The 24,911-nt window shown below is 43.5% G+C and carries 25 protein-coding genes; 19 read left to right on the top strand and 6 right to left on the bottom strand.

Annotated elements, in window-relative coordinates:
• Positions 1–256 precede the first annotated feature (256 nt).
• From F885_RS10060 to F885_RS10125, 14 genes are all read left to right on the top strand, one after another.
• Entirely contained in the window at positions 257–562 is a 306-nt protein-coding gene (locus F885_RS10060) for a non-heme iron oxygenase ferredoxin subunit (protein WP_005316482.1), read from the top strand.
• A gap of 25 nt (positions 563–587) precedes the next feature.
• Positions 588–887 carry a recombinase-like helix-turn-helix domain-containing protein gene (locus F885_RS10065; protein WP_005316479.1) on the top strand — a complete coding sequence of 100 codons (300 nt, stop codon included), beginning with the start codon at positions 588–590 and terminating at the stop codon, positions 885–887.
• Between the two features lie 17 nt (positions 888–904).
• Positions 905–1,972, top strand: coding sequence for an aromatic ring-hydroxylating oxygenase subunit alpha (locus F885_RS10070; protein WP_005316477.1), 1,068 nt, complete (start codon positions 905–907; stop codon positions 1,970–1,972).
• Complete coding sequence (locus tag F885_RS10075; protein ID WP_005316474.1) at positions 1,965–2,729, top strand: SDR family oxidoreductase; 765 nt, start codon at positions 1,965–1,967, stop codon at positions 2,727–2,729. Before F885_RS10070 ends, F885_RS10075 begins: the two co-directional genes overlap by 8 nt.
• A gap of 11 nt (positions 2,730–2,740) precedes the next feature.
• Positions 2,741–3,673: a VOC family protein gene (locus F885_RS10080; protein WP_005316471.1), complete on the top strand. Its 933-nt coding sequence runs from the start codon at positions 2,741–2,743 to the stop codon at positions 3,671–3,673.
• 27 nt (positions 3,674–3,700) lie between these two features.
• Complete coding sequence (locus F885_RS10085; RefSeq protein WP_005316468.1) at positions 3,701–4,912, top strand: NAD(P)/FAD-dependent oxidoreductase; 1,212 nt, start codon at positions 3,701–3,703, stop codon at positions 4,910–4,912.
• A 40-nt stretch (positions 4,913–4,952) separates the two neighbouring features.
• Positions 4,953–6,176, top strand: coding sequence for an MFS transporter (locus F885_RS10090; RefSeq protein ID WP_005316465.1), 1,224 nt, complete (start codon positions 4,953–4,955; stop codon positions 6,174–6,176).
• A gap of 34 nt (positions 6,177–6,210) precedes the next feature.
• On the top strand, positions 6,211–6,732 hold the full coding sequence (locus tag F885_RS10095; protein WP_004652930.1) for a cupin domain-containing protein: 522 nt from the start codon (positions 6,211–6,213) through the stop codon (positions 6,730–6,732).
• 33 nt (positions 6,733–6,765) lie between these two features.
• Complete coding sequence (locus tag F885_RS10100) at positions 6,766–7,581, top strand: alpha/beta fold hydrolase (protein ID WP_032859301.1); 816 nt, start codon at positions 6,766–6,768, stop codon at positions 7,579–7,581.
• A gap of 22 nt (positions 7,582–7,603) precedes the next feature.
• The gene (locus tag F885_RS10105; protein WP_005316459.1) at positions 7,604–8,398 is read left to right on the top strand and encodes an SDR family oxidoreductase; all 795 of its coding nucleotides are present in this window, start codon (positions 7,604–7,606) and stop codon (positions 8,396–8,398) included.
• A 9-nt stretch (positions 8,399–8,407) separates the two neighbouring features.
• On the top strand, positions 8,408–9,199 hold the full coding sequence (locus F885_RS10110; RefSeq protein ID WP_005316456.1) for an aspartate dehydrogenase: 792 nt from the start codon (positions 8,408–8,410) through the stop codon (positions 9,197–9,199).
• A gap of 11 nt (positions 9,200–9,210) precedes the next feature.
• On the top strand, positions 9,211–10,677 hold the full coding sequence (locus F885_RS10115; RefSeq protein ID WP_005316453.1) for an aldehyde dehydrogenase: 1,467 nt from the start codon (positions 9,211–9,213) through the stop codon (positions 10,675–10,677).
• A 38-nt stretch (positions 10,678–10,715) separates the two neighbouring features.
• Positions 10,716–12,356, top strand: coding sequence for a thiamine pyrophosphate-binding protein (locus F885_RS10120; protein ID WP_005316449.1), 1,641 nt, complete (start codon positions 10,716–10,718; stop codon positions 12,354–12,356).
• 149 nt (positions 12,357–12,505) lie between these two features.
• Positions 12,506–13,699 carry a hypothetical protein gene (locus F885_RS10125; protein ID WP_005316446.1) on the top strand — a complete coding sequence of 398 codons (1,194 nt, stop codon included), beginning with the start codon at positions 12,506–12,508 and terminating at the stop codon, positions 13,697–13,699.
• Between the two features lie 67 nt (positions 13,700–13,766).
• Here the strand turns inward: F885_RS10125 and F885_RS10130 are convergent, their stop codons facing one another.
• A complete protein-coding gene (locus F885_RS10130) occupies positions 13,767–14,762 on the bottom strand; it encodes an AraC family transcriptional regulator (RefSeq protein WP_005316442.1) in 996 nt (331 codons plus the stop codon).
• Positions 14,763–15,106: 344 nt separating this feature from the next.
• Here F885_RS10130 and F885_RS10135 point away from each other — a divergent pair, with 344 nt between their 5' ends.
• Entirely contained in the window at positions 15,107–16,588 is a 1,482-nt protein-coding gene (locus F885_RS10135; RefSeq protein WP_005316440.1) for a flavin-containing monooxygenase, read from the top strand.
• A 105-nt stretch (positions 16,589–16,693) separates the two neighbouring features.
• Here the strand turns inward: F885_RS10135 and F885_RS10140 are convergent, their stop codons facing one another.
• The 3 genes from F885_RS10140 to F885_RS10150 form a co-directional block, all read right to left on the bottom strand.
• Positions 16,694–17,623, bottom strand: a complete 930-nt coding sequence (locus F885_RS10140) for a metal-dependent hydrolase (RefSeq protein ID WP_005316438.1) — start codon at positions 17,621–17,623, stop codon at positions 16,694–16,696.
• Positions 17,613–18,476, bottom strand: coding sequence for an alpha/beta fold hydrolase (locus F885_RS10145; protein WP_005316435.1), 864 nt, complete (start codon positions 18,474–18,476; stop codon positions 17,613–17,615). Before F885_RS10145 ends, F885_RS10140 begins: the two co-directional genes overlap by 11 nt.
• Before the next feature lie 183 nt (positions 18,477–18,659).
• On the bottom strand, positions 18,660–19,517 hold the full coding sequence (locus F885_RS10150) for a LysR family transcriptional regulator (protein ID WP_005316432.1): 858 nt from the start codon (positions 19,515–19,517) through the stop codon (positions 18,660–18,662).
• 169 nt (positions 19,518–19,686) lie between these two features.
• Between F885_RS10150 and F885_RS10155 the strand changes: the two genes are divergently transcribed.
• The 3 genes from F885_RS10155 to F885_RS10165 are packed head-to-tail and all read left to right on the top strand — an operon-like array spanning position 19,687 to position 22,031.
• Entirely contained in the window at positions 19,687–20,373 is a 687-nt protein-coding gene (locus tag F885_RS10155; RefSeq protein WP_005316429.1) for an ankyrin repeat domain-containing protein, read from the top strand.
• A gap of 1 nt (position 20,374) precedes the next feature.
• Entirely contained in the window at positions 20,375–20,836 is a 462-nt protein-coding gene (locus F885_RS10160) for a nucleoside deaminase (protein ID WP_005316426.1), read from the top strand.
• 19 nt (positions 20,837–20,855) lie between these two features.
• Positions 20,856–22,031: a cyanate transporter gene (locus F885_RS10165; RefSeq protein WP_032859361.1), complete on the top strand. Its 1,176-nt coding sequence runs from the start codon at positions 20,856–20,858 to the stop codon at positions 22,029–22,031.
• 112 nt (positions 22,032–22,143) lie between these two features.
• On the opposite strand, the gene thiM is transcribed toward F885_RS10165, so the two are convergent.
• Positions 22,144–22,959, bottom strand: coding sequence for a hydroxyethylthiazole kinase (gene thiM, locus F885_RS10170; protein ID WP_005316420.1), 816 nt, complete (start codon positions 22,957–22,959; stop codon positions 22,144–22,146).
• 24 nt (positions 22,960–22,983) lie between these two features.
• Positions 22,984–24,144 (bottom strand): hypothetical protein, encoded by a 1,161-nt coding sequence (locus F885_RS10175; protein ID WP_005316417.1) that lies wholly within the window; start codon positions 24,142–24,144, stop codon positions 22,984–22,986.
• 230 nt (positions 24,145–24,374) lie between these two features.
• Between F885_RS10175 and F885_RS10180 the strand changes: the two genes are divergently transcribed.
• Complete coding sequence (locus tag F885_RS10180) at positions 24,375–24,848, top strand: DUF2147 domain-containing protein (protein ID WP_005316412.1); 474 nt, start codon at positions 24,375–24,377, stop codon at positions 24,846–24,848.
• The last annotated feature ends 63 nt before the right edge of the window (positions 24,849–24,911 follow it).

The raw sequence follows: 24,911 nt of genomic DNA, 5'->3' as shown, positions 1-24,911 counted from the left end.
TCCTACAAAAAAACGCAAATCATAAAAATTTAATTTTCTTAGAATTCTATTCTAACTGCAAAGCATAACGAAAAGATAGTTTTATATATGAAACAAAATTTCCTAAGTAAAACGTAAAAGAATGTGTAATAAATATTAAATTAATGATTTTTAAAGATTTATATTGTTTGACATAAAAAACAGCATCGGAGTATTCTTTATTAAAGTTTGTTATATCAAATATTGTTTTATATATAAAACAAATGAGGATGCAAGGATGAGTTGGATCTCAGTTTGTCAGCAAGACGACGTGACCGAAGACGAGCCGAAAGCCATTGAAGTCGACGGTAAGAAAATTGGCGTATTTTTCATCGATGATCATTATTTTGCCATCGAGAATGTTTGCCCACATGCCTTTGCCTTGTTAACAGAAGGCTTTATCGAAGGTCAGACAGTGGAATGTCCATTGCATGAGGCGATCTTTGATATCCAGACAGGTGAGTTGAAGAGTGGACCAGGATGCCGTGATTTGTGCACCTATCCTGTACGTGTTGAAGGGCAGGACGTTCAAATTCAACTATAAGTCTTATTTATAAGGATGGAATCTCATGGAAACATTTAATAGGAAGCTAGCGAACTGGATTCATGCCACGCCAGCGACTGAAGCAGGGATTAACAATATTCAGATACCAGGTCAGGCAGAGCTTCTGGTTTGGCAGACACGGTATAAAGCGCCAACGGCCTATGAGCAAGATTTTGTTCAGTACTTAATTAAAGCCTTTGCAGCAGGTGTAACAGAACTTGGTGATTTAGTGCAGTCTTTAAATCAACAAGGCTTCCGTTGTGAATCTGGTGAGCTTTGGACTTCTGAAACCTTCTCAGAAGAAATGCAACGTTTAGGTTATTAATTCAAGGAAGAATAGTGATGAACGCAGCAGTATCAGTAACACCGAGTGTAGAAGAATATTTGGATTTGGGTTTACGTGACCAATGGCATCCAGTGTTAGCAAGCTGGGAAGTGGCAGCGAATCCTGTCGGGATTACCCGTTTAGGCGAAAATATCGTGGTTTGGCGTGATGCAGAAGGTCAGGTTCATGCCTTGGAAGATCGCTGTCCGCATCGTGGCGCACGTCTTTCTTTAGGTTGGAATCTGGGCAATCGTGTGGCTTGCTGGTATCACGGGGTTGAAGTCCGTCATGATGGCGTGGTGGAAGATGTGCCTGCGGTACATGACTGTCCAATGAAAGGTACGTCATGTGTCAAAAGCTATCCTGTGATTGAGCAGCATGGTGCAATTTTCATGTGGTTTGGGATTGATGCCAATGAGACTCCTAAGCCGCTAGATTTTCCTGAACAACTGGCAAGTGATGAATGGAGTTCATTCTTATGTCAGGCGGACTGGAAAGTGAATCATCAGTACGCGATTGATAATGTGATGGACCCAATGCATGGTAGCTATTTGCATTGTACTTCGCATTCGATGGCAGAGGGTGATCGTACTGCGGAAATGAAACATCGTTCTACTGAGCATGGTTTTATTTTTGAAAAAGAAGGCCAAGTCGGTGTGAATTTTGACTGGGTTGAATATGCCAATACAGGTGCGAGCTGGCTACGTCTCTCAATTCCGTATCGTAAAGATTTTGGCCCAGGTGGCGAATTCTGGATTGTTGGTTATGCCACACCGATTGATGAAAAAAATACCCGTGTGTTCTTCTGGCGCTGTCGTAAAGTCAGTGGCTGGCAACGTAATGTGTGGCGTTTCCTGTATCGTAACCATTTAGAAAAATTGCATTGGGATGTATTGGAACAGGATCGGATTATTTTAGAAAATCTTGCACCAAATGCACGTCGCCATGAATTTCTCTATCAACATGATGTCGGTCTCTCTCGTTTGCGCCGTTTAATGAAAAAAGAAGCGGAAAAACAGTTAAAGAAAATTGCAGCACTCAATAGCTCAAACCGTATTGAGATGCAGGAACAAGTCCATGGTTAATGTCGCACTGTTGCAGGACAAAAAAGTCCTTGTCACAGGTGCGGCAAGAGGCTTGGGACGAGACTTTGCTCAGGCGATTGCGGAAGCAGGTGCGCATGTGGTCATGGCTGATATCTTGACTGATCTGGTACAAGAAGAAGCCGCTGCTTTGCAAGCACAAGGCTTAAAGGTTGATGCAGTCAGCATTGATCTGGCAAATGCAGACTCGATCCAGCAAGCAGTTCAGCAAGCAGCTGAGCGCATGGGCGGAATGGATGGTTTAGTGAATTGTGCCGCACTTGCAACCAATGTGGGTGGCAAAAGCATGATGGATTATGACGCTGATCTTTGGGATCGCGTCATGAACATCAATGTCAAAGGCACGTGGTTAGTCACAAAGGCATGTGTGCCTTATCTCAGCGAATCGAATGCAGGCAAAATCATCAATGTCGCTTCGGATACCGCCTTATGGGGAGCACCGAATTTGATGGCCTATGTGGCAAGCAAAGGTGCCTTGACTGCAATGACGCGTTCCATGGCGAGAGAACTTGGGCCATTTAATATCTGTATTAATACGCTGTCACCAGGCTTAACTTTGGTTGAAGCAACGGCTTATGTGCCGCAAGAACGCCATGATTTATATGTCAACGGTCGTGCGATTCAACGTCAGCAATTACCACAGGATTTGAACGGAACAGCCCTTTATTTACTATCAGATTTGTCCTCGTTTGTGACAGGACAGAATATTCCAGTAAATGGCGGTTTTGTCTTTAATTAAGGAGTCATCTCATGATTACAGGGATTGAGATTTTAAAGTTTGGGGTTGAAGACAGAGCTGCTTCGAATAAATTTTTGGCAGATTTCGGTCTCAAGCAAAGTCAGTCAGATATTGAAGGGACTGATCTTTACCAGACACAAAATGGCAGCAAGATCTATTTATTTGATTGCGATGATATCCGCTTACCTAAAGCAATCGAGTCAGGTTCAACGCTACGTGAAGTGACTTGGGGACTAGATGATGCGGCACAGGATTTGGCAAATTTAGCATTGGCTTTAAATGGTGTGGAGGGTTATCAAGCCAGTACGGATATGGTGAAGTGCCTAGATCCGAATGGTATGACCATCCGTTTTCAACAAAGCTTCGTTCAAGAGCTGCCTGCATTAAAAACAGAAGGCATTAACCAATATGGCAATGTGCAACGTGTCAATGCAGCAAGTCCTGTATATGAAAAAGGACAACCTGTTGCGATTGGTCATGTGGTGTTTTTTACCCCAGATTTAGAAAAAACTGAAAATTTCTATCGTGAGAAACTTGGTTTCTTCTTATCAGATGCTTATCGCAATCGTGGTGCATTCTTACGCTGTCGCGGTAAAGGTTTCCACCATGACCTGTTCTTGCTTTCAGTGCCAAATAAACCTGCTGGACTCAATCACGTGGCATTTGTGGTTCGTGATATCCATGAGGTGATTGGTGGTGGATTGAACATGAACCGTTCTGATTGGTCGACTTTCATTGGCCCGGGACGTCATCCGATTTCTTCAGCTTACTTCTGGTATGTCAATTCACCGCTTGGTGGCGCATTTGAATACTATACCAACGATGATTATCTGACCGAAGAATGGCAACCACGCATCGAAGAACATCGTCTGGAACTCTTTACAGAATGGGCGATTGAAGGCGGTCTGGATGATCATACCCGTCGTCAGGTTAAACCTGCATAAGTACAGATCAGGCAGGGAGAACAAGCTATGCAAAGAATCGTAATTGTGGGTGCAGGACAAGCAGCAGGTTGGGCAGTCAGTACTTTGCGCCAGAATGGATATTCAGGTGAAATTCATGTGGTCTCAAATGAAGACCGTGTGTTTTATGAACGCCCACCATTGTCAAAACAAGTGTTGTCTAAAGAAGCGAGCTACGAAAGTTTGCATCTATTTTCTCCAGAGCAGGTGCAGGATTTTAATATCCAATGGCACAAGCCAGCAGTTGCTACTCAGGTAGATCGCCAGCAGAAGCATGTGGTTCTGGAAAACGGTCAGGTTTTACCCTATGACAAATTGTTAATCGCCACAGGTAGCCGTGCGCGTGTTCCTGTGAACACATGGCAGTTTATACCCAATGTGGTGACTTTACGTAATGTTCAGGATTGTGAGCGTTTAGCCGAAATCTTGCAGCATTCGCAAAAGTTAGCCGTGATTGGTGGTGGCTGGATCGGTCTGGAAATTGCAGCGACGGCACGTAAACAAGGCAAAGAGGTTCATATTTTTGAATATGGCGATCGTCTTTGTGCACGTAGTGTTAGCCCTGATGTATCTGCTTTTCTGAAAAGCATGCATGAGCAGCAAGGTACCCAGATTCATTTAGACAGTAAAAATCTGCATTTGATTGAAGCAGGTCAGCAAAAAGTTGAAGTGGTCAATCATCCGAATGTGAGTGAGTTATTTGACTGTGTGGTTGTGGGTGCAGGCGCAGATATTGCCAAAGAGCTTGGTGTCAATGCGGGTTTGGATGTCAAAGATGGCATCGTGGTGAATTGTTTTGGGCAGACTTCTGACCAAGATATTTATGCCGCAGGTGATGTTGCGATTCATCCGGGGCTTGGCTATTGCATCCAGTCATGGGCAAATGCACAGAATCAGGCCATTGCCGCTGCAAAATCAATGCTGGGTATTGAAACCGAATATAGCGATATTCCGTGGTTATGGTCAGATCAATATCATTTTAATATTCAGATATTGGGCACCTATCAACCTGAAAAAACCGAGCAGATTGTGGTTCGAAAAGGCGCAGATGATCAATGCAGTTATTTGTATTTAGATGATCAAAACCGTTTGTTGAACATGATCGCAATCAATGATTCAAAACTGGTCAAACTGGCAAAGCGCTGGATGCAGTCGAATACCGAGTTAGACCCAAAATTATTAGCAGACCCTGAATTTAATGTCATGAAATTAAAACCATAAACATTAGATCCGGTTCATGACTCAATCGAAGGAATGAAGTATGAGTAATGAAGAGAAAAGTGGATTAAAGCATTGGGTTCCTGCTTTCGTCCTAATGGTATGTGTCGTTCTGGCATTCTTCGACAAAATTAGTATCGCGGTCTTGTTTGCTGACCCGCACTTCCAAGGTGCGATGGGCATTGCACAAGATAAGGCAAAACTCGGATGGCTGATGACCAGCTTCTTGTTGGCTTATGGCTTCTCTTCGGTGTTTTTAAGCTTCTTAGGCGATATTTTTAATCCAAAGAAAATGCTGTTCTGGAGCGTCGCATCATGGGGCTTGCTCATGTTTTGTATGGGTTTTACCACCAACTATACAGGCATGTTGATCCTGCGCGTTTTGCTCGGTTTGGCTGAGGGGCCATTGTTTGCACTGGCTTATGCCATTGTCAAACAAACTTATACCGACCGTCAGCAAGCACGTGCTTCGACCATGTTCCTGTTAGGTACGCCGATTGGTGCATTTCTGGGTTTTCCAATTACCGCCGCAGTGCTTGCGAAGCACGACTGGCACACCACTTTTTTTGTGATGTCAGGTTTAACAGTGGTTGCACTACTGGCGATTGCATTTGGTCTACGTCATTTACAACTCAAGAAAACCATTGAACTTGAATCAACCAGCAAACGCCTGAATTTCAAAGGTCATATTCACAACACCAAAGTGCTATTACAGAACCGTGCCTTCTGGCTGGTGTGCATTTTCAATATTGCATTGATGACTTATCTCTGGGGCTTAAATAGCTGGGTGCCTTCTTATCTGATTCAGGACAAGGGCTTTAACCTGAAAGAGTTTGGTGTTTATTCAAGCCTTCCATTTATTGCCATGCTGATTGGTGAAGTGATCGGTGCTTTCCTTTCGGACAAGTTAGGCCGCCGTGCTGTTCAGGTTTTCAGTGGCCTGTTGGTGGCAGGCATCTTTATGTATGTCATGGTGATTATGACTGACCCAATTCTCGTGATCGCAGCGATGTCTTTAAGCGCAATGGCTTGGGGCTTCGGTGTCGCAGCAGTATTCGCTTTACTTGCCCGTGTCACAACTGCCGATGTTGGTGCAACTGCGGGTGGAATTTTCAACGGGATGGGGAATTTTGCCAGTGCAATTGCACCTGTTCTGATCGGTTATATCGTGATGCAAACACATAGTTTTAATTTAGGAATTACCTTCTTGGCAGCCGTCGCTGTGATTGGATCGTTTTTCTTAGTTCCTTTATTGAAACGTTATTAATCAAACTATTGAACAAAAGCCTAGGAGTTAAAACATGACTACTCAACAATTCGAATCATGGACACAACCTGAAGGTACAAATTTACAAGACTGGTTGAATACACGGATCGCACGCTTTGAAACACGTAAATATGATTTCGATGCTTTGAAGTTCCAAGCGGACTACGACCCAAAATATCGTCGTGCACAAATGCGTTATATGGGTACTGGTGCAACAGGCGTGGTCAATGATGGCAATACGGTTCCAGCAGAAAACTTTACCTTCTCGACCATGGTTTTACCTGCGCAATGTGAAGGGCCTTTGCATATTCATCACGATGTTGAAGAAGTGTTTTTCATGTTGCGTGGCGAGATTGACCTGTTCATCGAACATAACGGGGAAAAATTTGAGACCCGATTGAAAGAGCGTGATCTGATTTCAATTCCACCAGGTATTTATCGCGGTCTGTTCAATCCGGGTCAGGAAGATGCCTTGATGTGTGTGATGTTGGGTGCGGGTAAACCAACCATTCCGAACTATCCACCTGAGCATCCATTGTCGCAAATCAAACGTTAATCCGATTGATTAGAGCCAAATAAAAGGAATGAGATGATGACACTGATTGAGAACTTAGCGAAATATCCAGTCAAAACTATTGCAGTAGATGGTCAGGTCCAAGCCTATCGTGAAGCAGGTCAAGGCCAGCCGCTGATTTTACTGCATGGGATTAGCTCAGGTTCAGCCTCTTGGGTCAATCAGCTAGAGACACTCAGTCAGCATTTTCATGTCATTGCTTGGGATGCGCCGGGCTATGGCTTATCCGATGGTTTAAACACAGATCAACCCAATGCAGCCGATTATGCGGAGCGAGTATTGGGTTTGATGGATGCGTTGAACATTGCAAAAGCTGTTGTAATTGGTCATTCATTGGGTGCCTTACAGGCCAGTGCATTTGCTCATCTTTATCCTGAACGGGTACAGACCCTAGTGATTGCCAATGCAGCACAAGGTTATCAACGTTCCGATGAAGATACCAAAGCACAGGTCTATCAAAAACGCCCGAATATGTTGAAAAGCTTGGGCAATGCAGGTATGGCAAGCAGTCGTGGACCGCATTTGATTTATAAGCAAGACCCTCAGGCATTGGCTTTGGTCAGTGAGGTGATGGGGCAACTGACCTTAGACGGTTTTACCCGAGCATCTTATGTGTTGGCCTATGACGAAATTCGAAATTATTTAACAGAACTTACTGTTCCTTGTGTGGTGATTGCGGGTGACAAGGATGGAATTACACCTGCGCAAGCGATCAAGGAACTTGCTGTAGAAATGCAATTGAGCCGATGTCATCTCATTACGGATGCAGGTCATCTGAGTTATGTCGATCAACCTGAACAGTTTAACGACATTGTTCTATCGGCACATTAAGACTTAAACGAGAGATATGGATATGAGCTTCCAAGTTGAAGGAAAAGTAGCAGTTGTCACAGGTGGCTCGTCAGGCATTGGTTTGGCTGCTGTCGAAATTTTAGTTGCAGAAGGTGCCAAGGTGGCATGGTGTGGTCGAGATGAGCAACGTCTAGCTTCATCAAAACTATATATTTTAGAAAAATATCCGCATGCCAATATCTTCACCAGTATCTGCAATGTTTTGGATAAAGAAGATGTAAAACGCTTTGCACAACAGGTCAATCAGCATCTGGGCAATGTTGACATGCTGATCAATAACGCAGGTCAAGGACGTGTGTCTAATTTTGAAAATACCCAAGACGAAGACTGGATGAAGGAAATTGAACTGAAGTATTTCAGTGTATTACATCCAGTACGTGCATTTTTAAATGATTTAAAACATTCGGCATGTGGGTCGATTACCAATGTCAATTCTTTGTTGGCACTACAGCCTGAACCGCACATGATTGCGACTTCATCTGCACGTGCAGCATTGCTGAATCTAACCCATTCACTGGCGCATGAATTTACCCAGTACGGTGTTCGTGTCAATTCAATTCTTTTGGGCATGGTCGAATCAGCACAGTGGAAACGCCGTTTTGAAACCCGTTCTGATCCTAATGCGACTTGGGAACAGTGGACAGGCAACATTGCCAAAAACCGTGGCATTCCAATGCAACGTTTAGGCAAACCAGAAGAGCCAGCACGTGCCTTGGTGTTCTTGGCATCACCTTTAGCTTCGTATACCACAGGTTCGACACTTGATGTCTCTGGTGGATTTAACAAACATTTATAAGGTGTTCACATGAAACAGTTGATGATGATTGGTTTCGGTGCGATGGCGGCAGAAGTGTATGCCCACATGCCCCAAGACCTGCAACTTAAATGGATTGTGGTCCCTGCACGCAGTATAGAAAAAGTACAGGCACAGGTTGCAGCTGATGTACAGGTGATTTCTTCAATTGATGAATGTGAGGGCACACCTGACTACGTGATTGAAGTGGCAGGCCAAGCTGCGGTGAAAGAACACGCGCAAAAAGTTCTGGAAAAAGGCTGGACTATTGGCCTGATTTCAGTTGGGACTTTGGCGGATAACGAATTCTTAATTCAACTGAAAACAACCGCAGAACAACATGATGCACATCTGCATTTATTGGCAGGTGCCATTGCTGGGATCGATGGTATCTCTGCGGCCAAAGAAGGTGGTTTGGAAAAGGTCACCTATAAAGGTTGTAAGAGTCCAAAAAGCTGGCGTGGTAGCTATGCGGAACAATTGGTCGATCTCGATCAGGTCAGTGAAGCAACGGTTTTTTTCCGTGGCACAGCCAGAGAAGCAGCTTTGAAGTTTCCAGCCAATGCCAATGTGGCAGCCACGATTGCACTGGCAGGATTGGGTATGGATGAAACTATGGTTGAGCTGACGGTTGATCCGAGCATCAACAAGAACAAGCACACCATTGTGGCAGAAGGTGTATTCGGTGAAATGACTATTGAATTGGTCGGTGTGCCATTGGCGAGTAATCCCAAAACCTCAACCTTGGCTGCATTAAGTGTGATTCGTGCTTGCCGCAATAGTGTTGAAGCAATTCAGATTTAAAAGGATGTGACATGATCAAGGAAATTTATATCGCTGGTGAATGGCGATTAGGTAAAGGCAGTACGATTCAAAGTGTATTTCCAGCAGATCAATCGGTGAATGCTGAAATTTCAACGGCGAGTTTAGATGATGTCAATGAAGCCATTGAAAAGGCAGATGCGGCTTGGCGTAAAGCCGAGTGGCGCAACAGCATGCCGCATGAACGTGCCCGTATTTTATATAAAGTGGCAGACATTATTGAAGCGCGTGTCGATGAACTTTCAAAGTTGCAAACCCGTGATAATGGCAAGCCATTGGCTGAAACCCGTGCCTTGACCCTAAGTGCAGCGGCAACAGCGCGTTATGTGGCAGCAGCCTGTGAAACCTTGAATGATGAGTTGACCACGCAACGTGCCGCAGATTTTATGACCATGAGTGTGCATGAACCTGTGGGCGTGGTCGCTGCAATTACCCCGTGGAACTCACCGATTGCCAGTGAAGTACAGAAATTGGCACCAGCGCTTGCGGGCGGTAATGCGGTGATTCTAAAACCTGCGGAAGTGACTTCTTTGATCGCATTGGAGTTAGCCAAAATCTTTGAAGAAGCAGGTCTACCAAAAGGTTTACTCAGTGTGTTGGTCGGACGTGGTTCGGTGATTGGTGATGCGATTGTGAAGCATCCTTTGGTGCGTAAGATTTCATTTACGGGCGGAACCACCACTGGTCGTCATTTGGCACATTTAGCAGCCGATAAACTGATCACCACATCGTTGGAGCTGGGTGGGAAATCACCAACGATTGTGTTGCCTGATGCAGATATTGAACTGGCAGCCAAAGGCGTGGCTTACGGTATCTTTAGTTCAGCAGGACAAGCTTGTATTGCGGGTTCGCGTCTGTTTGTACACAGCAGCATCTATGATCAATTTCTCAGTCGTCTGGTTGAGATCACCAAAGGCTTACGTGTTGGACATCCTGAAACGGCGGGTGTACATCTCGGTTCTTTGATTAATCCGAAACATTTGGCTTCTGTCGATGCCTATGTACAGCTCGCGAAACAAGAAGGTGGTCAAGTCCTTGTGGGTGGTCATGCCTTAACCGAAGGTGAGTTTGCCAAAGGCAGTTATTACTTACCCACCATCATCACTGGTTTAAGCAATTCAGCACAAACCTGTCAGGAAGAGATTTTCGGCCCTGTGCTGGTGGTGATGAAATATGACGATGAACAAGATTTGCTTGCACAAGCCAATGACAGTTGTTTTGGTCTTGCCGCAGGCATCTGGACTGAAAACTATCGTAAGGCATGGCAAATTGCCCGTGCTTTAGAAGTCGGTACGGTCTGGATTAATACCTATAAGAAATTCTCGATTTCTGCGCCGTTTGGCGGTTTTAAAGAAAGTGGAATCGGGCGGGAAAAAGGTCGTTTAGGTATTTTGTCTTACATGCAACAAAAAAGCATTTATATGGGATTAAGCGAGCAGCCAAATCCTTGGGCGAATTAATACATTCATGGAATGAACAGTTTTTGAGGAATATAGCAATGACAGAACGTGTAAATGTCGGCGAAGCCATCGCCCGTGTTTTAGAAGCACATCAAGTTGACAGTATGTATGGGGTGATCTCGATCCATAACTTACCGATTGCCGATGCAGTGGGTCGCCGTGAAAAAATCCGTTTTGTGGCGGCACGTGGTGAAGCGGGCGCGGTGACGATGGCAGATGGCCACTCCCGTTTTAAAGGACTCGGTGTGGCGCTCACCAGTACGGGCGCGGGTGCAGGTAATGCAGTCGGTTCACTGATCGAAGCAATGAATGCAGGCAGTCCTGTTTTACACTTGACTGGGCAGGTGGAGCGTGAATATTTAGATCGTGATGCCAGTTTTATTCATGAAACCAAAGATCAGCTGACTTTTTTACGTGCATCAAGCAAAGCTGCTTTCCGTATCACTAGTCCTGACAATGCGGTGGGTGTGATTCGTGAAGCGATTCGTGTAGCTACGACGGTACCGATGGGGCCAGTCAGTGTTGAATTACCGATTGATGTACAAGCAGCAGAAATTGATTTACCGCTAAATTTAGGCCCAGTAAAAGCCCTTGAATTGCCACAGGCTGAACAGGTCGAAGTCGATTTAATCGTTGAAGAACTGAAAAAAGCCAAACGCCCCGTGCTTTGGATCGGTGGCGGTACGTTGAATAGCATTGCGGAAGTCAAAGCGATTGCTGATCTTGGTATTCCTGTGGTGTCATCAACACATGCGCGTGGCGTGTTGGCAGATGATCATCCGCGTAGCTTAGGTGCATTCCATAACTCGGCTGGCGTTGAGCAGTTACTTAAAGAGGCTGATCTATTGGTAGTGGTGGGTTCGCGTTTACGTAGTAATGAAACCAAAACCTATTCGGTGCAGTTCCCTGACAATATTATCCAGATTGACGCCAATCCTGTGGCACAACAACGTAATTACAAAGTTCGTAACTTCATCTGTGGCGACGCCAAAGATGTATTACAACGTGTATTGACGGGCTTACAAGGTATCTCAAAAGTCGATGCAGATTATGATGCTGCTGTGGTGAAGGCAAAACAGGCAGCAATCGATGCGCTACGTACTCAGTTAGATCAGTACGCTTTAATCTGTGATCACTTACGTGCCGCATTACCACAAGACGGTATTTTTGTGCGCGACATTACCATGTCCGGCAGTACTTGGGGCAGTCGTTTATTCCCGGTACAAGCACCGAATCAAAATATTCATTCTCTAGCAGGTGCCATTGGTCTAGGTCTGGCAACGGCAATTGGTGCGTCGATTGCCAATCCTGACAAGAAAGTCATTGGCTTGGTTGGTGATGGTGGTTTGATGCTAGGCATCGGCGAAATTGCAACCATGGCGCAAGAAAATACCAATATGGTGCTGATGATCATGAATGATGGTGGCTATGGCGTGATGCGTGGCATCCAAAAGAATTACTTTGGTGGTCGTCAGTATTTCAATGAATTGCATACCCCAGACTATAAAGTTTTAGGTGAAGCCATGGGGGTGAAAAGCTGGAAAGTGGGTAGTGCTGATGAATTCAAGAGCGTGATTCAGGAAGCCGTTGCATTTCAAGGGCCAAGCGTGATTGAACTGGACATGCATTCAATTGGGCCATTGAACTTCGCAGGGCCACCACAGAAAAAATTGTACTAATCCCACTGAGCATTGGCAGCCCGTGCTGATGTGAAGACCGTTTTATGGGCAAATTTTTTTGCTCATAAAGCGATAAAAACTATGTTTCATAGGTAAAACAAAAAAGCTAGCCAACAGGATCGTTGGAACAAAAACCAAGGAATCAAGAGATGAAAAAGACCTCTATAGCCATGCTATGTGCTGCATTTTATTTGGGGACCACATCCCATGTTTTTGCACAAAGCTCAGCGCTAGAATGGAAAAGTGAAGACGGAACGGATTCAGTACAAGTCGGTGGTCTGGTTCGACTCAACCAACGCTATGAAAATTGGGAAGGACCCAATGGCGGTTTTGGAAAGCTGTATTTTGATATTTTCAGGGTCGACCTAAAAGGCAAATTTGACGATGCCTATTTCAATGCTAGTTATTTATTCCAAGATCAAGAGAAACGTTCGATTGAGAAAGCTTATGTCGGCTATAAGCTTGATCAAAATAATAGTATTGAAGCCGGGCTGGTGTATAAACCTTTTGCAATTTATCCTTATCCGCAAAATGGCTGGACCTATCATATTCCATTTTTCTTGGGCTACGGCAACAACATTGCACCGGGTTTGAACTGGAATTTTAATAACAAGGATTGGGATATCAAACTGGGCTATTATCCACAAATGCTGGAGACCAGTCTGCGTTATTCACCTGAAAGTGCCACCTATGATGATTTGGCCGAGAATGCCTTTCCAACCCAAAAAGCCTATCAAAATGAAAAGCGCCATCAATTGAATACACGCATTGTACGTAAGCTAGAAACCGAATTCGGTAAGCAAGAATTTGGTGTGTCGGGTGCTATTGCGCAATTGCATAATAAAGCCACTGATAAGAATGGTCAGTATTATGCGGTCGGTCTACATAGCGATAATAATTATAAACGCTTTAATTTACAAAGCTCTGTGATTCATTATCAATATGATGCCAAAAATCCAGATGGGGTGAGTAATGATGTGACTTTGATGGGTAATAATGGCTTTACCCCTGCCTATTTCATTGCGTCAGAAGCCACCGTGGCCAGTTTAAACCTAGCTTATACCTTGCCTGTGCAGGACATGGGCAAACTCAAAGCCATCCGTTTCTATAATGATTATAGTTATATGGACAAGAAACGTGATGACTGGTCGGCTTCACAAATGAATACCACAGGGATGATGTTTATTGCTTCGCCGTTTATGGTGTGGGCAGATTATACTTGGGGTAAAAATGCCAATATTATTGGTGGGGCTTCCAATGCCACGGGTTTTAGTTCCACTGTTTCGCCGTATAGCGACCAGTGGTTATACCGCATCAATCTCAATATTGGCTTTAGTTTCTAAACCTTCCGATGAATCAGTGGTTAGAGTGAGTCATTTCTATGATTCACTCTTTTTATTTTGAGAGGTTTTAAGCAAGGTGATTTTTTCGATATTCAGAAGGAGAGATATTTTCCCATTGTTTAAAGGCACGGCTAAAGGCACTTTGTTCGGCATAACCCAGCAATAATGCGATTTCTGTGAGTGAGAGTGCTGACTTGGTCAGGTAGGTTTTTGCCAGTTCTAAGCGAATGCTTTTGACCAGATCACTGTACTGTAAATTATAGCCACTGAGTTTACGATAAAAGCTTCTTAGCGACAGGTTCATCTGTTTGGCAATATTCTCCGCCGAAGGTTCGCCGATTTTAAGCATATTCACAATCAGCAACTGCAAGTCCTTCAAGAAGGTATCTGGATTGGGAATACTTTTGAGCAGGGCTTCTGCTTGTTGGTCTAGCAGTTTTTTTAAATGTGGATCACGACTTGGGATCGGCAGATGCAGAATTTCAAGCGGCAACCATAGTCTTAATACATCTGAATCGAAACTGACGGGACAGCCATATACCTCGGCATAAGGGGTGATATCAACAGGTGCAGTGGCAGAAAATTCAATTTTTAAGGGACAAATCTCAGGTTGTTGCAAGATCTTACGGATGGTACTCAACACACCTGAAAGAAGAACCTCATTGGAGAGTTGCGAGTTCTTATGCACCACGGGCGTCCAGCACATACAAAAGCGATCTTCCTTTTGTACAATGGAGAATGAGGCTGAATTTTGCAACAGCGGCTGGAAGTTTCTGAAACAATTCAGAAAGCCAATCAGATTTGGACTAGAAAGCGCCAAGTAACCTAAAATATGAATATGATGCGGTTCGGCCAACTCACCAATAAAATGTCCCAACACAGGGGTGGGGTGTTGTTGATAAATCTGTTCGAGTAAATTCCACCATTTGTGTAATGGCATTCGGGCCTGATGTGCATACTGTTTACTGAGCTCATCTAACTGCAAATTTGAAATATTGTTTTGTTGTAGATACTTTGCAATGAGCTCTAACAGAACCGATGGAATACTTGGAATTTCAGTCATAGTTACACTGCTCGTCTTGAAGTCACATCCTTTAACTCTATCCCGATCAATCAGCCAATCATCCTCACTGATTGCGGTATTTATCTTAACGGATTCAAATCCAAGCCTATTTATCATCAAAGGACAGAATAGCAGTATTTAGTACCCAAACTGTCGAATGAATCATCAATTAGATTTGATTTATTTTGATGCTTTATGCATTTGACTTTGATTATTTTAATCTGGCATTGACGGTCAAGTCTTTATTGCACAATCAAACTATTTTCCACAGATAGCGCTGTTCATAAATTTGTCGATTTATGAATGGGTTGAACTGACACGATTTTTATATTTGGGAGTGGAAAATGTCAGATTTAAAGCAGGATGTGGTCGTAAATAATCATCAGTTTGATGTGGTGATTATCGGGGCCGGCTTTTCTGGAATTGCTGCTGGAATTAAGCTGAAACAGCAAAATATCAATAACTTTATTATTCTGGAAAAATCAAATGAAGTAGGTGGGGTCTGGCGGGAAAATACCTATCCGGGTTGTGAATGTGATGTGCCATCTTCGATTTATTCCTATTCATTCGCACCGAATCCGAACTGGAGTCATATTTTCGCGAAACAAAAAGAGATACAGCAGTATATTAAAGATGTCGCAAGACGCTTTAACATGGATCAGCATATTTTATTCAATACCGAGCTACGTCAAGCTGCTTGGTCACAGCAGCAACAAGCTTGGCTAATTGAAACCAGCAACGGAAGATATAAGGCAAAATTTATCTTTTTTGCCACAGGTCCTCTAAGTGAACCCACCACACCTGATGTGATTGGTTTAGATCATTTTCAAGGACATATTTTCCATTCTGCACAGTGGGATCATTCAGTTGATCTGAGTAACAAGCGTGTTGCCGTGATTGGTACAGGTGCATCTGCAATACAGATTATTCCGGCGATTCAACCCATTGTGAAGCAACTGTATGTATTTCAACGAACGGCACCATGGGTAATTCCAAAGCCCAATATGGTCATTAACAATACCTCCAAAAATGCACAGCAAAAAGTACCATTTACCCTGAATTCCATCCGTAAATTGACCAGTGTCTCCATGGATATGTTCAGTTCCAGTGTCAATCAACCAAAAACCTTGGAGGCTTTAGGTAAGGGCTTGATTCACTGGATGCATTACCAGATTCAAGATCCAACATTACGAGAGAAAGTCAGACCCAAATTTACATTGGGCTGCAAGCGGATTTTATTTTCAAATACTTATTATCCTGCATTGGCAGCCAAAAATGTGGAATTGATTGATCAAGGCGTGAAGGAAGTTACTGCAAAAGGTATCCTTGTCAATGGTCAAGAAATTCCCTTGGATATTATTGTTTGGAGTACAGGTTTTGAGGTAGCCAAACCACCGATTGCCAAACGGATTATGACCAAAACGGGCGTGTTGCTGGATGATGTTTGGGAAATCAATACAGTACAAGCCTATAAAGGCTGTGTGGTGAAAGACCTGCCCAATGCCTTTATGTTGCTCGGCCCCAATAGTATTAGCTATAACTCCTTAATCAGTGCTGTTGAAAACCAGATTGATTATGCCGTGAAAGCGATACGTTTTGTATTGGACCATCATTTAAGCAGCTTTGAAATTTCTACTTTTGCCGATACTCAATATAATCAACAACTGCAAAACAAGTTGAATGCCTCGGTGTTTAAGCAAGGCGGATGTGCAAGTTATTATTTGGATGCGCAGCAAGTGAATGTGGTGAATTATCCATGGACCATGCAATATATGAAAAACGATATGGCGGAATTCGATAGCTATAGTTATAGCTTCCACCGTTAAAAGCAAAGGAGCCTTATTTGTATAAGGCTTTTTTATATCTACCTTTAATTAAACACAAAAAAAGGCACATCATGTGCCTAAAAGAGGAAAGGAGTATTGAGTGGCTTAGCAAACCCGAAGTTGGGTTAAGGCTTTAACCGCGGGGGAGTTATCGATGACCTGTAATGCTTTAAAGGTATCGCCTTCATAAAATGGATGATAGCCTGGTTTCAGCCAATGTCTTAAGCTAAAGATCATCGAGAAAAAGCTCGGCACTTGTTGGCTGCGGGCATTTTCGATTGCGGTTTGAGCTAAAGAACGGAGCAGACCATAGTTCTGATAGCGTTTGGCTTGAGCATCTTGTTGGGCCAGTTTCTTAAAGCATTGATAGATGGCAAAGGTAAATCCTGGCGCAACCGCCAACATAATCATTTGGCGTTGTAAGTAGGCAAAGGTTTTATTTTCCTCGCCGCATAAATGCATATACAGATCAAAAGCCACACTTCGATGCTCAACTTCTTCTGCCAAATGCCATGTCATTAAATCAGACATCATTTGGTCAGCAGTTTTATTTTGCCATGGTTGGTCATCGAGGCACCATGTGCCTAACATGGTGGTGAAGTGTTCAACCGCAGCGGCGATACCCACGCGGATGGTTAACCAACGATAAGCCAGATTTTGTGGTAATGCCAAGCCTAAAGGGGCTGTATTCAGTTGCTTTGATATGGTATCTAAGCTAGCAATAAAGTCATCAATCTCATAGCCATAATGTCTTAAATAGTCTTGCGCGACTTTATGGGCAGAGGCATGGTGCGCTTCTTGGTGGACAAATCCTTTTACATCAGCGCGCAGCTTTTCGTCCGTGACATAGGGCAGTGCTTCATTAAAGGAGCGACACATCCAGAGTTCACCCACAGGTAAAATCAAATGCACGGCATTGATTAAATGGGTTGCAAAGGGGTTGTCATAAATCCAGTGTTCAGGCGTATGGCTAAAATCAAATTGCACACGGCGTTGCTCAAGATAATGATTTTCCAGTCGTTGTTTAGGATGCATTTGCTTCTCCTCCATTCACGGCATTGATAAAAGACTGGCTCAGTTGCTCGGCATTCTGGACAGGAATCCAATGTGTGGCATCCAGATAAATCTCTTGATATACGCCAGTAAAAAACTGTTTGTTGAGCTGAGCACTTTTCTTGCCAATCGCAATATCCTGATTTCCCCAGATAAACAGGGTGGGTACTTTTACTTTTTTAAAGGTCGAGCGAATTGGAGCCAATGGCATACTGCGATACCAGTTAATGGCGGTGCCGATCCGGTTTTCTTGAATGAAATGTTGCTGAAAGTCCTTGATTTGTTCAGCATTCATGCCTGAGTTTTTTAGCAATATATGACTGAGTGATTTGGCTCTTTTAAAGAGCAATTCAGGAATCAAGGGCAGCTGGAAAAAGCCAATATAGTACGAGGTGAAAATTTGCGTACTGCTGAGCATGGATTTCAGGAATGCACCTGTATGTGGAACCGAGACCAACGTGAGATGCTTGACTAGATTGGGGTATTGCTGGGCCAATTCACAGGCCACAATGGAGCCCCAATCATGACCAATCACATACACAGGTTGTCCAAGCAGATCAATCAAGCTTTTTACATCTGCAACTAACTCTGTAATTGCATACTGAAAACGACCTTGGGGAGAAGCTGCTAAGCTGTAGCCACGTTGTTCAATGGCAAAGGTTCGAAAATTCTGCTGATTGAGAATCGTACTGGTGGCTTGCCAACTGTGTGCGGTTTCAGGAAAACCATGCAAAAGAATAACCGGATTTCCATCGATTGGACCCGAATCAATCACATTAAAAATCAGATTATTACGACAATACTGGCTGTATCGTTTTTCTGTCTGTTTTGCCATGCTGAGCTACTTATCAAAGAGGTTGATTTCAATCGATAGTAATCAGCGTTATGGGCACAGTCTTGACAGTAGAGCATGGAATTTAACTTCTTGTGCCATGCCATATATTTTTGGCACATGCAGCATATGACTTGGCACTTAAAGACGCTTAATTCGAGGGTTAAAGGGAGTATTGCAGTTCAATCATTTGGCTTTACTTTGTTCAAAACGATGTTGCAGCACCGTGGTCATCTGCTGCAATAGATTGGCGACCAGTCCTTCTTTATCCCAAGCATAGATGGAAACGGTCATGGCTTGCGCCTTACCCAAGGGTAGATATTCCCGTACCCGATGACCTGTGGTGGTGGTGACTGGCAAAAGTGATAAACCGAGACCTGTTTCAACCCCGACCAATACACTGGCCAAACTGTTGCTGGTAAAGGCGATATAGCCATGTTGGCGGTTACGTTCAATCGCTTCAAACATCTCATCTCGATAGAGTCCACCTTGTGGGAAAGTCACCAATGGCAGGGGATCAGACCATTCTCCACCATGATCGATACTTTCAAACCAGGCCATTTCCTCGGGGAAGCTGGCGTGATGATCTGAACTGGCTGCTGTTTCTTTGACGATCACAATATCAAGTTGCCCATTGCGGTAACGTTCCATGAGATCACGACTGAGTCCAGCAGTCACATCTAGCCGAACTGTACGGTATTGTTTGCTAAAGGCACTTAAGGCCAAAGCCATATCGCTATTCATAATATCTTCAGGCAAACCAATTCGAATGGGAATCGTGCCTGATGGATCACCCAAAATCATCTGGGCTTCTTGTTGCAGGGCTAAAATTCGCCGTGCATAGCTAATCAAATATTCACCTGAGCTTGTGAGTTGTAAGGGACGACTATTGCGATCAATCAAGCTCTTGCCCACAGATTCCTCTAGTCGGGCCAGTTGTTGGCTGACCGTGGATTGAGTCATATGCAAGCGCTCGGCAGCTAAGGTAAAGCTACCAGCTTCAAAGATATTGACAAAGGCGCGGAGCAAGCGTGGATCAAACATAGCGAGTTACTCAGAAGACCAGTGTTGAAAATGATACTTTGAATTTTATATTCATAATCTTAATACATTGGATTAAATAATTTAATTTTTAAATAGTAATAAAGCTGATTATCCTAAGCTTAGATCTTATTTTTGATTTACTAATTTGGGCTGATTCATGGAGGGCTTTATGCACAAATCATTTCTGTCGGCTGTATGTGCGCTGGCTTTGACCGCATGTAGCCACGCAACTTCAGGAGATGCTATGCCAGACGGCGCCTTACATACTGCGGCTGCACGCAATAATGTTGCACAAATCCAGCAGTTGCTCGCTCAACCCATTCAGATTGATGTACGTGATGCATCAGGCTCAACCGCTTTAATGATTGCAACACGTGCCAATAATGTCGATGCTGCACAAGTCCTGATCGATGCTGGAGCCGATGTCAATGCCAAAGATCGTATTCAGGACAGTCCTTATCTTTATGCGGGCGCACGTGGCTATTTAAAAATATTAAAACTGACCTTAAAGCACGGTGCGGATTTGAAAAGTACCAACCGCTATGGTGGCACAGCCTTGATTCCTGCAGCTGAACGAGGTCATGTCGATACTGTACGGACACTGATTGAGGCAGGTGTGGATGTCGATCACATCAATAACTTAGGCTGGACAGCGTTGTTGGAAGCGATCATGTTAGGTAATGGTACTCAGCCGTATCAACAGATTGTCGATTTACTCATCACAGCAGGAGCCAATGTCAATATTGCTGATGGCGATGGAATTACGCCGCTTGAGCATGCCCATGCACGTGGCTATACCGCTATTGAAAAAGCTTTATTGCGTGCAGGCGCAAAAGCAACGTTATTGGAGCATTAAAATGCAGCAGGATCATGATTTTTTGCGTCAGGCGATTGAACTGGCGTATCAAAACTGTGAGCAAGGTGGACGACCTTTTGGTGCGGTCTTGGTGAAAGATGGCCAAGTGATTGCGTCAGGTGTAAATGAAATACTGAAAAGCAATGATCCAACCGCGCATGCAGAACTCTTGGCAATACGTGCAGCAAGCCAACAATTGGGGACAGCCAACCTAGAGGGCTGTGCTGTATTTGCCAGCGGGCAGCCTTGTCCAATGTGCATGGCAGCCATGCGTATGGCAGGGATTAACCGTGTAACGTATGCACATTCCAATGATGATGCGGAGGCATATGGCTTATCCACAGCGGCTATTTATGCGGATTTGGCAAAACCCTTTGCTGAGCAGTCGATGATGATCCGCTATGTTCCTATAAGAATTGAAGCCAAGCCTGATTTGTACGGCTATTGGATGTCTATCTCATGATTGATATATGGTTAAAACCATGAGCGCGATCAAGCATCGATCATTATTGATTATCACCGTTGCTTTGGTTGGATTGAATCTTCGGCCATTTATGACCAGTGTTGGGCCGGTTGCCAATCAGATTCGTGCCACTACCGGTTTGAGCCTACAAGGCATTGCGCTATTAACCCTGGTACCGATGTTATTGATGGGACTAATCGCCTTTGTTGGCCCAGTTCTGCAAAACCTGTTTGGTGAGCGTCGTACGATTGTTGGCGCATTGCTGATGATCTGCGTGGGCTGTGGTTTACGCTTTTTTACGGTACATGGTTGGGCTTTAATCTTTACCGCTGCCGTGATTGGCTTTGGCGTTGCCATGATTCAAGCAGCGTTCCCGAGTCTGATTAAAAGAGAGTTCCATGATCATCTGAGTCCGATGATGGGGCTTTATTCAGCCACGTTAATGGGTGGTGGAGCGCTTGGAGCATTGCTTGCCCCCGTGGTGACAAGCAGTAGCGGTGACTGGAAAATCGGGCTGGCTGTTTTTGTATTACCTGCATTGCTGGCGTTGATCTTTGCAAGGTGTGTGTTGACTCAGACCGCACAGCAGCATAAAAAAATGCCTTCGGTGATGCGGCTGCTCAATCAGCCAAGAACATGGTTGCTGATCTGCTGTTTTGGTTTAATCAATGGCGGCTATAGCTCGATTGTGGCTTGGCTTGCACCTGCTTTTCAAGCACAAGGTTGGACTGCAACAGCCAGTGGCAATCTGATGGCTTTGCTAACCCTGAGTCAAGCAGGGGCAGCATTGCTGTTACCTTATTTATCCCGAAAACAGCGAGATCGTCGAATCTGGGTGGGATTAACTCTAATCTTGCAACTGATTGGTTTTTCAGGCTTGGCTTTTTTTGCAGATGCTTTGCCTTACCTCTGGGCAATCACGGTTGGAGCGGGTTTAGGCGGATGCTTTGCTTTGTTGATGATTGTGGTACTCGACCATTTGCCTGATGCTGCCCATGCGGGACAACTTTCAGCCTTGATGCAAGGTGGAGGATTTTTACTGGCTGCGATTGCGCCTTGGTGGGTTGCAGTATTGCATGACATGACAGGGACTTATGCTGCAGGATGGATCTGGCATTTATGTATGGTGGTGATTGTTGCAGGATTGATGATTCGACTTAATCCAGCACATTATGAGAAAGTGATCAATTTTTAGATGAGCAAAGCAAATCAGCATATTGCTGTAATTGAGCTTGATCATAAAAAACACATCTTTTGATATGTTTTTTATGAAACATAAGTACAGCATTTTTACTGCATAAAAAAACTTAAATGATTTCAATATCAACATATTGCTGAATTAAATTGTCATCTAGCATATGCACATAATCCAAAAATGCCACATTAAAACTGCCTACCGTTTGTGCATGGTCATAGGCAAGCTTACCCGCAATGGCAAAATGAATATGTGAGGCGAGTGCAGCAATGCTTGGGGTACTGACCGCATGATAGGCTGCGGTTAAGGCACCTAGGGCACAACCTGTTGCTGTAATTTTAGGTTGTAAATAACAGCCCCCATTGACTTGAATCACAGCATTGAGCTGTTTCGAGATAATAAAGTCTGATTCACCTGAAATTGCAATACATTCAGTATGTTGCAAGAGGCTTTTCGCCTGTGCATAAACCTCATGACTATTTAAAGTGCTGTCTACACCTTTAGACTGAGTTTGGCTGCCTGCTAAGGTACTGATCTCAGAGGCATTGCCACGAATGATACTCGGCTGGAACCTTAACAGTTGATCGACTGTTTCACTACGCCACTTTAACACTGCCCCATAACCGACAGGATCAAGTACCCACGGCACTTGATGTTGTTGCGCAGTTTGAGCTGAAATCAACATCGCTTGGGTTTGTTCTGTGGTTGGTGTTCCGACATTGATACTTAAGGCAGCACTGATTTTGGTGAAATCTTCGGCTTCAAAAGGATTATCAATCATGGCAGGTGAGGCACCTGCTGCAAGCAAGATATTCGCCACATAATTATTGGCAACGCTATTGGTCATACATTGCACTAAAGGTGTTTGTTGCTGCAATGCACGCCAAGCATCGATAACTTGATCAATGAGTTGTTGTTTTTGTAACATGTGATATCCAGAATAAAGTCTTTATTAACGAGTGAAATAATGATCTTGATGTTTACATCGGCGACAAATCAATGACACATAATCTGTCGCATCATAATCCACGATCAAGTCATTTGAGCCGCAATACATACAACGTTTAACCGAGTAAAAACTTAAGCGAGGTTCTATTTTTCGCCAAGACTTCCAGACAGGCTGAATAAATATACTCTCGTCGTAACCCAAAAATTTAAACAGCAGTACTTCACTCATTTTACTAAATGGAATCATGTACGGTCTTGGTAAGGTCGTGGTTTCCCAACGCTCGGTCAAAGCACGTTCACGATATTGTTCCAAAGTCTTTTTGAGCAAACTGGTATTGATAAATTTATCATTTCTGGGTTGCAACGCATTTTGTTTATGTAAATATTCTAAAGCGGTTTGGATTAGGTAAAAAATCTGCCCCACGGCGAGACCTTCCATTAAGCGGTAGCAAAAGGCTTGAAATGGTCGATTACCTGCAATTTGAATGCCCCAAGTCCGACAATAGAACTGCATAAACTGCACAATTTCTTGATAGAGCACGAGATACAATGCATCTTTGACTTCATCGGTGCTTTTAAATGGAATACCTTGACTCAAGTTCTCATAGAACCAGTGGCGTAATTGCTGAGTTACACTAAACAAGCTAGGGTCGGAATAGCCATCTAGTCGGATGTTGAGATAGAAATGCTCAGTTTCTAAGCTCGGATCTTTTGGCTTAAACACGCCTAATTTAATTAATTCTTGAACTAAATGATTCTGAAATAAGTAATTGGGAGTAAATTCGCGATATTTAATATTCTGCCAATGAATCAGTTCATCATGCTGTACATCCTCACGTGCATAGCTATCTAAAAGGCTCAATAAGAATAATTTATGTAAAAAACTAAGTTGATTCAGACTATAAATCACTTCGTCTTTGATTTTATATTTGCGTTGTTCTTGTAAAATTGTTTGTTGGGTCTGTTTTTTCCGTTGCGCCGTACACTGAGCACAGTGACAATTCAGCTTGCTATCACTTCTAAAAACACGGTGCTGGCAATGGCTGCATTCATGAAACTGAAATTCTTGGCTGAATTGTTCGGCTTCGACCCAAAACATAGAGGCGTGGCACAGTGGGCAATGGCTACTTTCATCTAACTGTTTTTGTAGAATCTGTAAATCCATTGATATTAAGCCTATAACCTTTAAATAGAGAATTATACATGCTGAATCCAAGGAGTGATGCAAAGATTATATACAGATAAAAATTAAGACTAAAATGAGACTTAATTGACTGAATTTTATATAAAAAGATAATCCTACAACTTTGCTTTTTTTAAATTATGGTAAATTTCTGCGCCAATTAGAATCATAACTCAATATGAATTGAACAAAGTAAAAGCAAAGGGGAAAACATGAATAATCGGATTTGGATACAAACTGTTATTGGCGTAATGATGTGTTTGGGCAGTATTTTCACATACGCAGACTCAATCGAAGGGTATTGGCGAAGTATTGATGATCGAACCGGAGAACAACTGACCATCATTGAAATAAGAAAAGCCCCTGACAATACCTATCGTGGCAAAATTGTTTATATTTATCCTAATTCACAAGGTGTCGTGGTCACACATTGTGTGAATTGCCCGCCGCCATATACAGGGAAGCCGCGTTTAGGCTTAGAAGTGTTAACAGGGCTGATTGAGGACCCGAAAAAACCAGATAACTTTATCAATGGGCGGATTGTCGAAAGCAAAACCGGTAAAGTTTATAAAGGTAAAGCACGTTTAACGGCTGATGGAAAGCGTTTGCATATGCGTGGTTATGTCGGAATTTCTGCTTTGGGCCGTACTGTGGTGTGGATTCGCAAGGACAGTGCCAATCCCTAATCATTTATTTTTAATTATGTGAATTGCTTAAAATTTTGTTTGATTTTAAGCAATTAAATATGC

Source organism: Acinetobacter higginsii, from assembly GCF_000369845.1.
GTDB classification, from domain to species: Bacteria; Pseudomonadota; Gammaproteobacteria; order Pseudomonadales; family Moraxellaceae; genus Acinetobacter; species Acinetobacter higginsii.
The sequence above is the reverse complement of the archived record's forward strand: the minus strand, read 5'-3'. Positions and strand labels throughout refer to the sequence as shown.

Excerpts from the sequence above, each read along its gene's own strand:
- F885_RS10150 (WP_005316432.1), bottom strand. The coding sequence starts at position 19,517 with ATGTTTGATCCACGCTTGCTCCGCGCCTTTGTCAATATCTTTGAAGCT.
- F885_RS10145 (WP_005316435.1), bottom strand. The coding sequence starts at position 18,476 with ATGGCAAAACAGACAGAAAAACGATACAGCCAGTATTGTCGTAATAAT.
- F885_RS10105 (WP_005316459.1), top strand. The coding sequence starts at position 7,604 with ATGAGCTTCCAAGTTGAAGGAAAAGTAGCAGTTGTCACAGGTGGCTCG.
- F885_RS10120 (WP_005316449.1), top strand. The coding sequence starts at position 10,716 with ATGACAGAACGTGTAAATGTCGGCGAAGCCATCGCCCGTGTTTTAGAA.
- F885_RS10060 (WP_005316482.1), top strand. The coding sequence starts at position 257 with ATGAGTTGGATCTCAGTTTGTCAGCAAGACGACGTGACCGAAGACGAG.
- F885_RS10100 (WP_032859301.1), top strand. The coding sequence starts at position 6,766 with ATGATGACACTGATTGAGAACTTAGCGAAATATCCAGTCAAAACTATT.
- F885_RS10165 (WP_032859361.1), top strand. The coding sequence starts at position 20,856 with ATGAGCGCGATCAAGCATCGATCATTATTGATTATCACCGTTGCTTTG.
- F885_RS10175 (WP_005316417.1), bottom strand. The coding sequence starts at position 24,144 with ATGGATTTACAGATTCTACAAAAACAGTTAGATGAAAGTAGCCATTGC.
- F885_RS10075 (WP_005316474.1), top strand. The coding sequence starts at position 1,965 with ATGGTTAATGTCGCACTGTTGCAGGACAAAAAAGTCCTTGTCACAGGT.
- F885_RS10160 (WP_005316426.1), top strand. The coding sequence starts at position 20,375 with ATGCAGCAGGATCATGATTTTTTGCGTCAGGCGATTGAACTGGCGTAT.
- F885_RS10130 (WP_005316442.1), bottom strand. The coding sequence starts at position 14,762 with ATGACTGAAATTCCAAGTATTCCATCGGTTCTGTTAGAGCTCATTGCA.
- F885_RS10180 (WP_005316412.1), top strand. The coding sequence starts at position 24,375 with ATGAATAATCGGATTTGGATACAAACTGTTATTGGCGTAATGATGTGT.
- F885_RS10080 (WP_005316471.1), top strand. The coding sequence starts at position 2,741 with ATGATTACAGGGATTGAGATTTTAAAGTTTGGGGTTGAAGACAGAGCT.
- F885_RS10065 (WP_005316479.1), top strand. The coding sequence starts at position 588 with ATGGAAACATTTAATAGGAAGCTAGCGAACTGGATTCATGCCACGCCA.
- F885_RS10090 (WP_005316465.1), top strand. The coding sequence starts at position 4,953 with ATGAGTAATGAAGAGAAAAGTGGATTAAAGCATTGGGTTCCTGCTTTC.
- F885_RS10125 (WP_005316446.1), top strand. The coding sequence starts at position 12,506 with ATGAAAAAGACCTCTATAGCCATGCTATGTGCTGCATTTTATTTGGGG.
- F885_RS10140 (WP_005316438.1), bottom strand. The coding sequence starts at position 17,623 with ATGCATCCTAAACAACGACTGGAAAATCATTATCTTGAGCAACGCCGT.
- F885_RS10155 (WP_005316429.1), top strand. The coding sequence starts at position 19,687 with ATGCACAAATCATTTCTGTCGGCTGTATGTGCGCTGGCTTTGACCGCA.
- F885_RS10135 (WP_005316440.1), top strand. The coding sequence starts at position 15,107 with ATGTCAGATTTAAAGCAGGATGTGGTCGTAAATAATCATCAGTTTGAT.
- F885_RS10095 (WP_004652930.1), top strand. The coding sequence starts at position 6,211 with ATGACTACTCAACAATTCGAATCATGGACACAACCTGAAGGTACAAAT.
- F885_RS10110 (WP_005316456.1), top strand. The coding sequence starts at position 8,408 with ATGAAACAGTTGATGATGATTGGTTTCGGTGCGATGGCGGCAGAAGTG.
- F885_RS10085 (WP_005316468.1), top strand. The coding sequence starts at position 3,701 with ATGCAAAGAATCGTAATTGTGGGTGCAGGACAAGCAGCAGGTTGGGCA.
- F885_RS10115 (WP_005316453.1), top strand. The coding sequence starts at position 9,211 with ATGATCAAGGAAATTTATATCGCTGGTGAATGGCGATTAGGTAAAGGC.
- thiM (WP_005316420.1), bottom strand. The coding sequence starts at position 22,959 with ATGTTACAAAAACAACAACTCATTGATCAAGTTATCGATGCTTGGCGT.
- F885_RS10070 (WP_005316477.1), top strand. The coding sequence starts at position 905 with ATGAACGCAGCAGTATCAGTAACACCGAGTGTAGAAGAATATTTGGAT.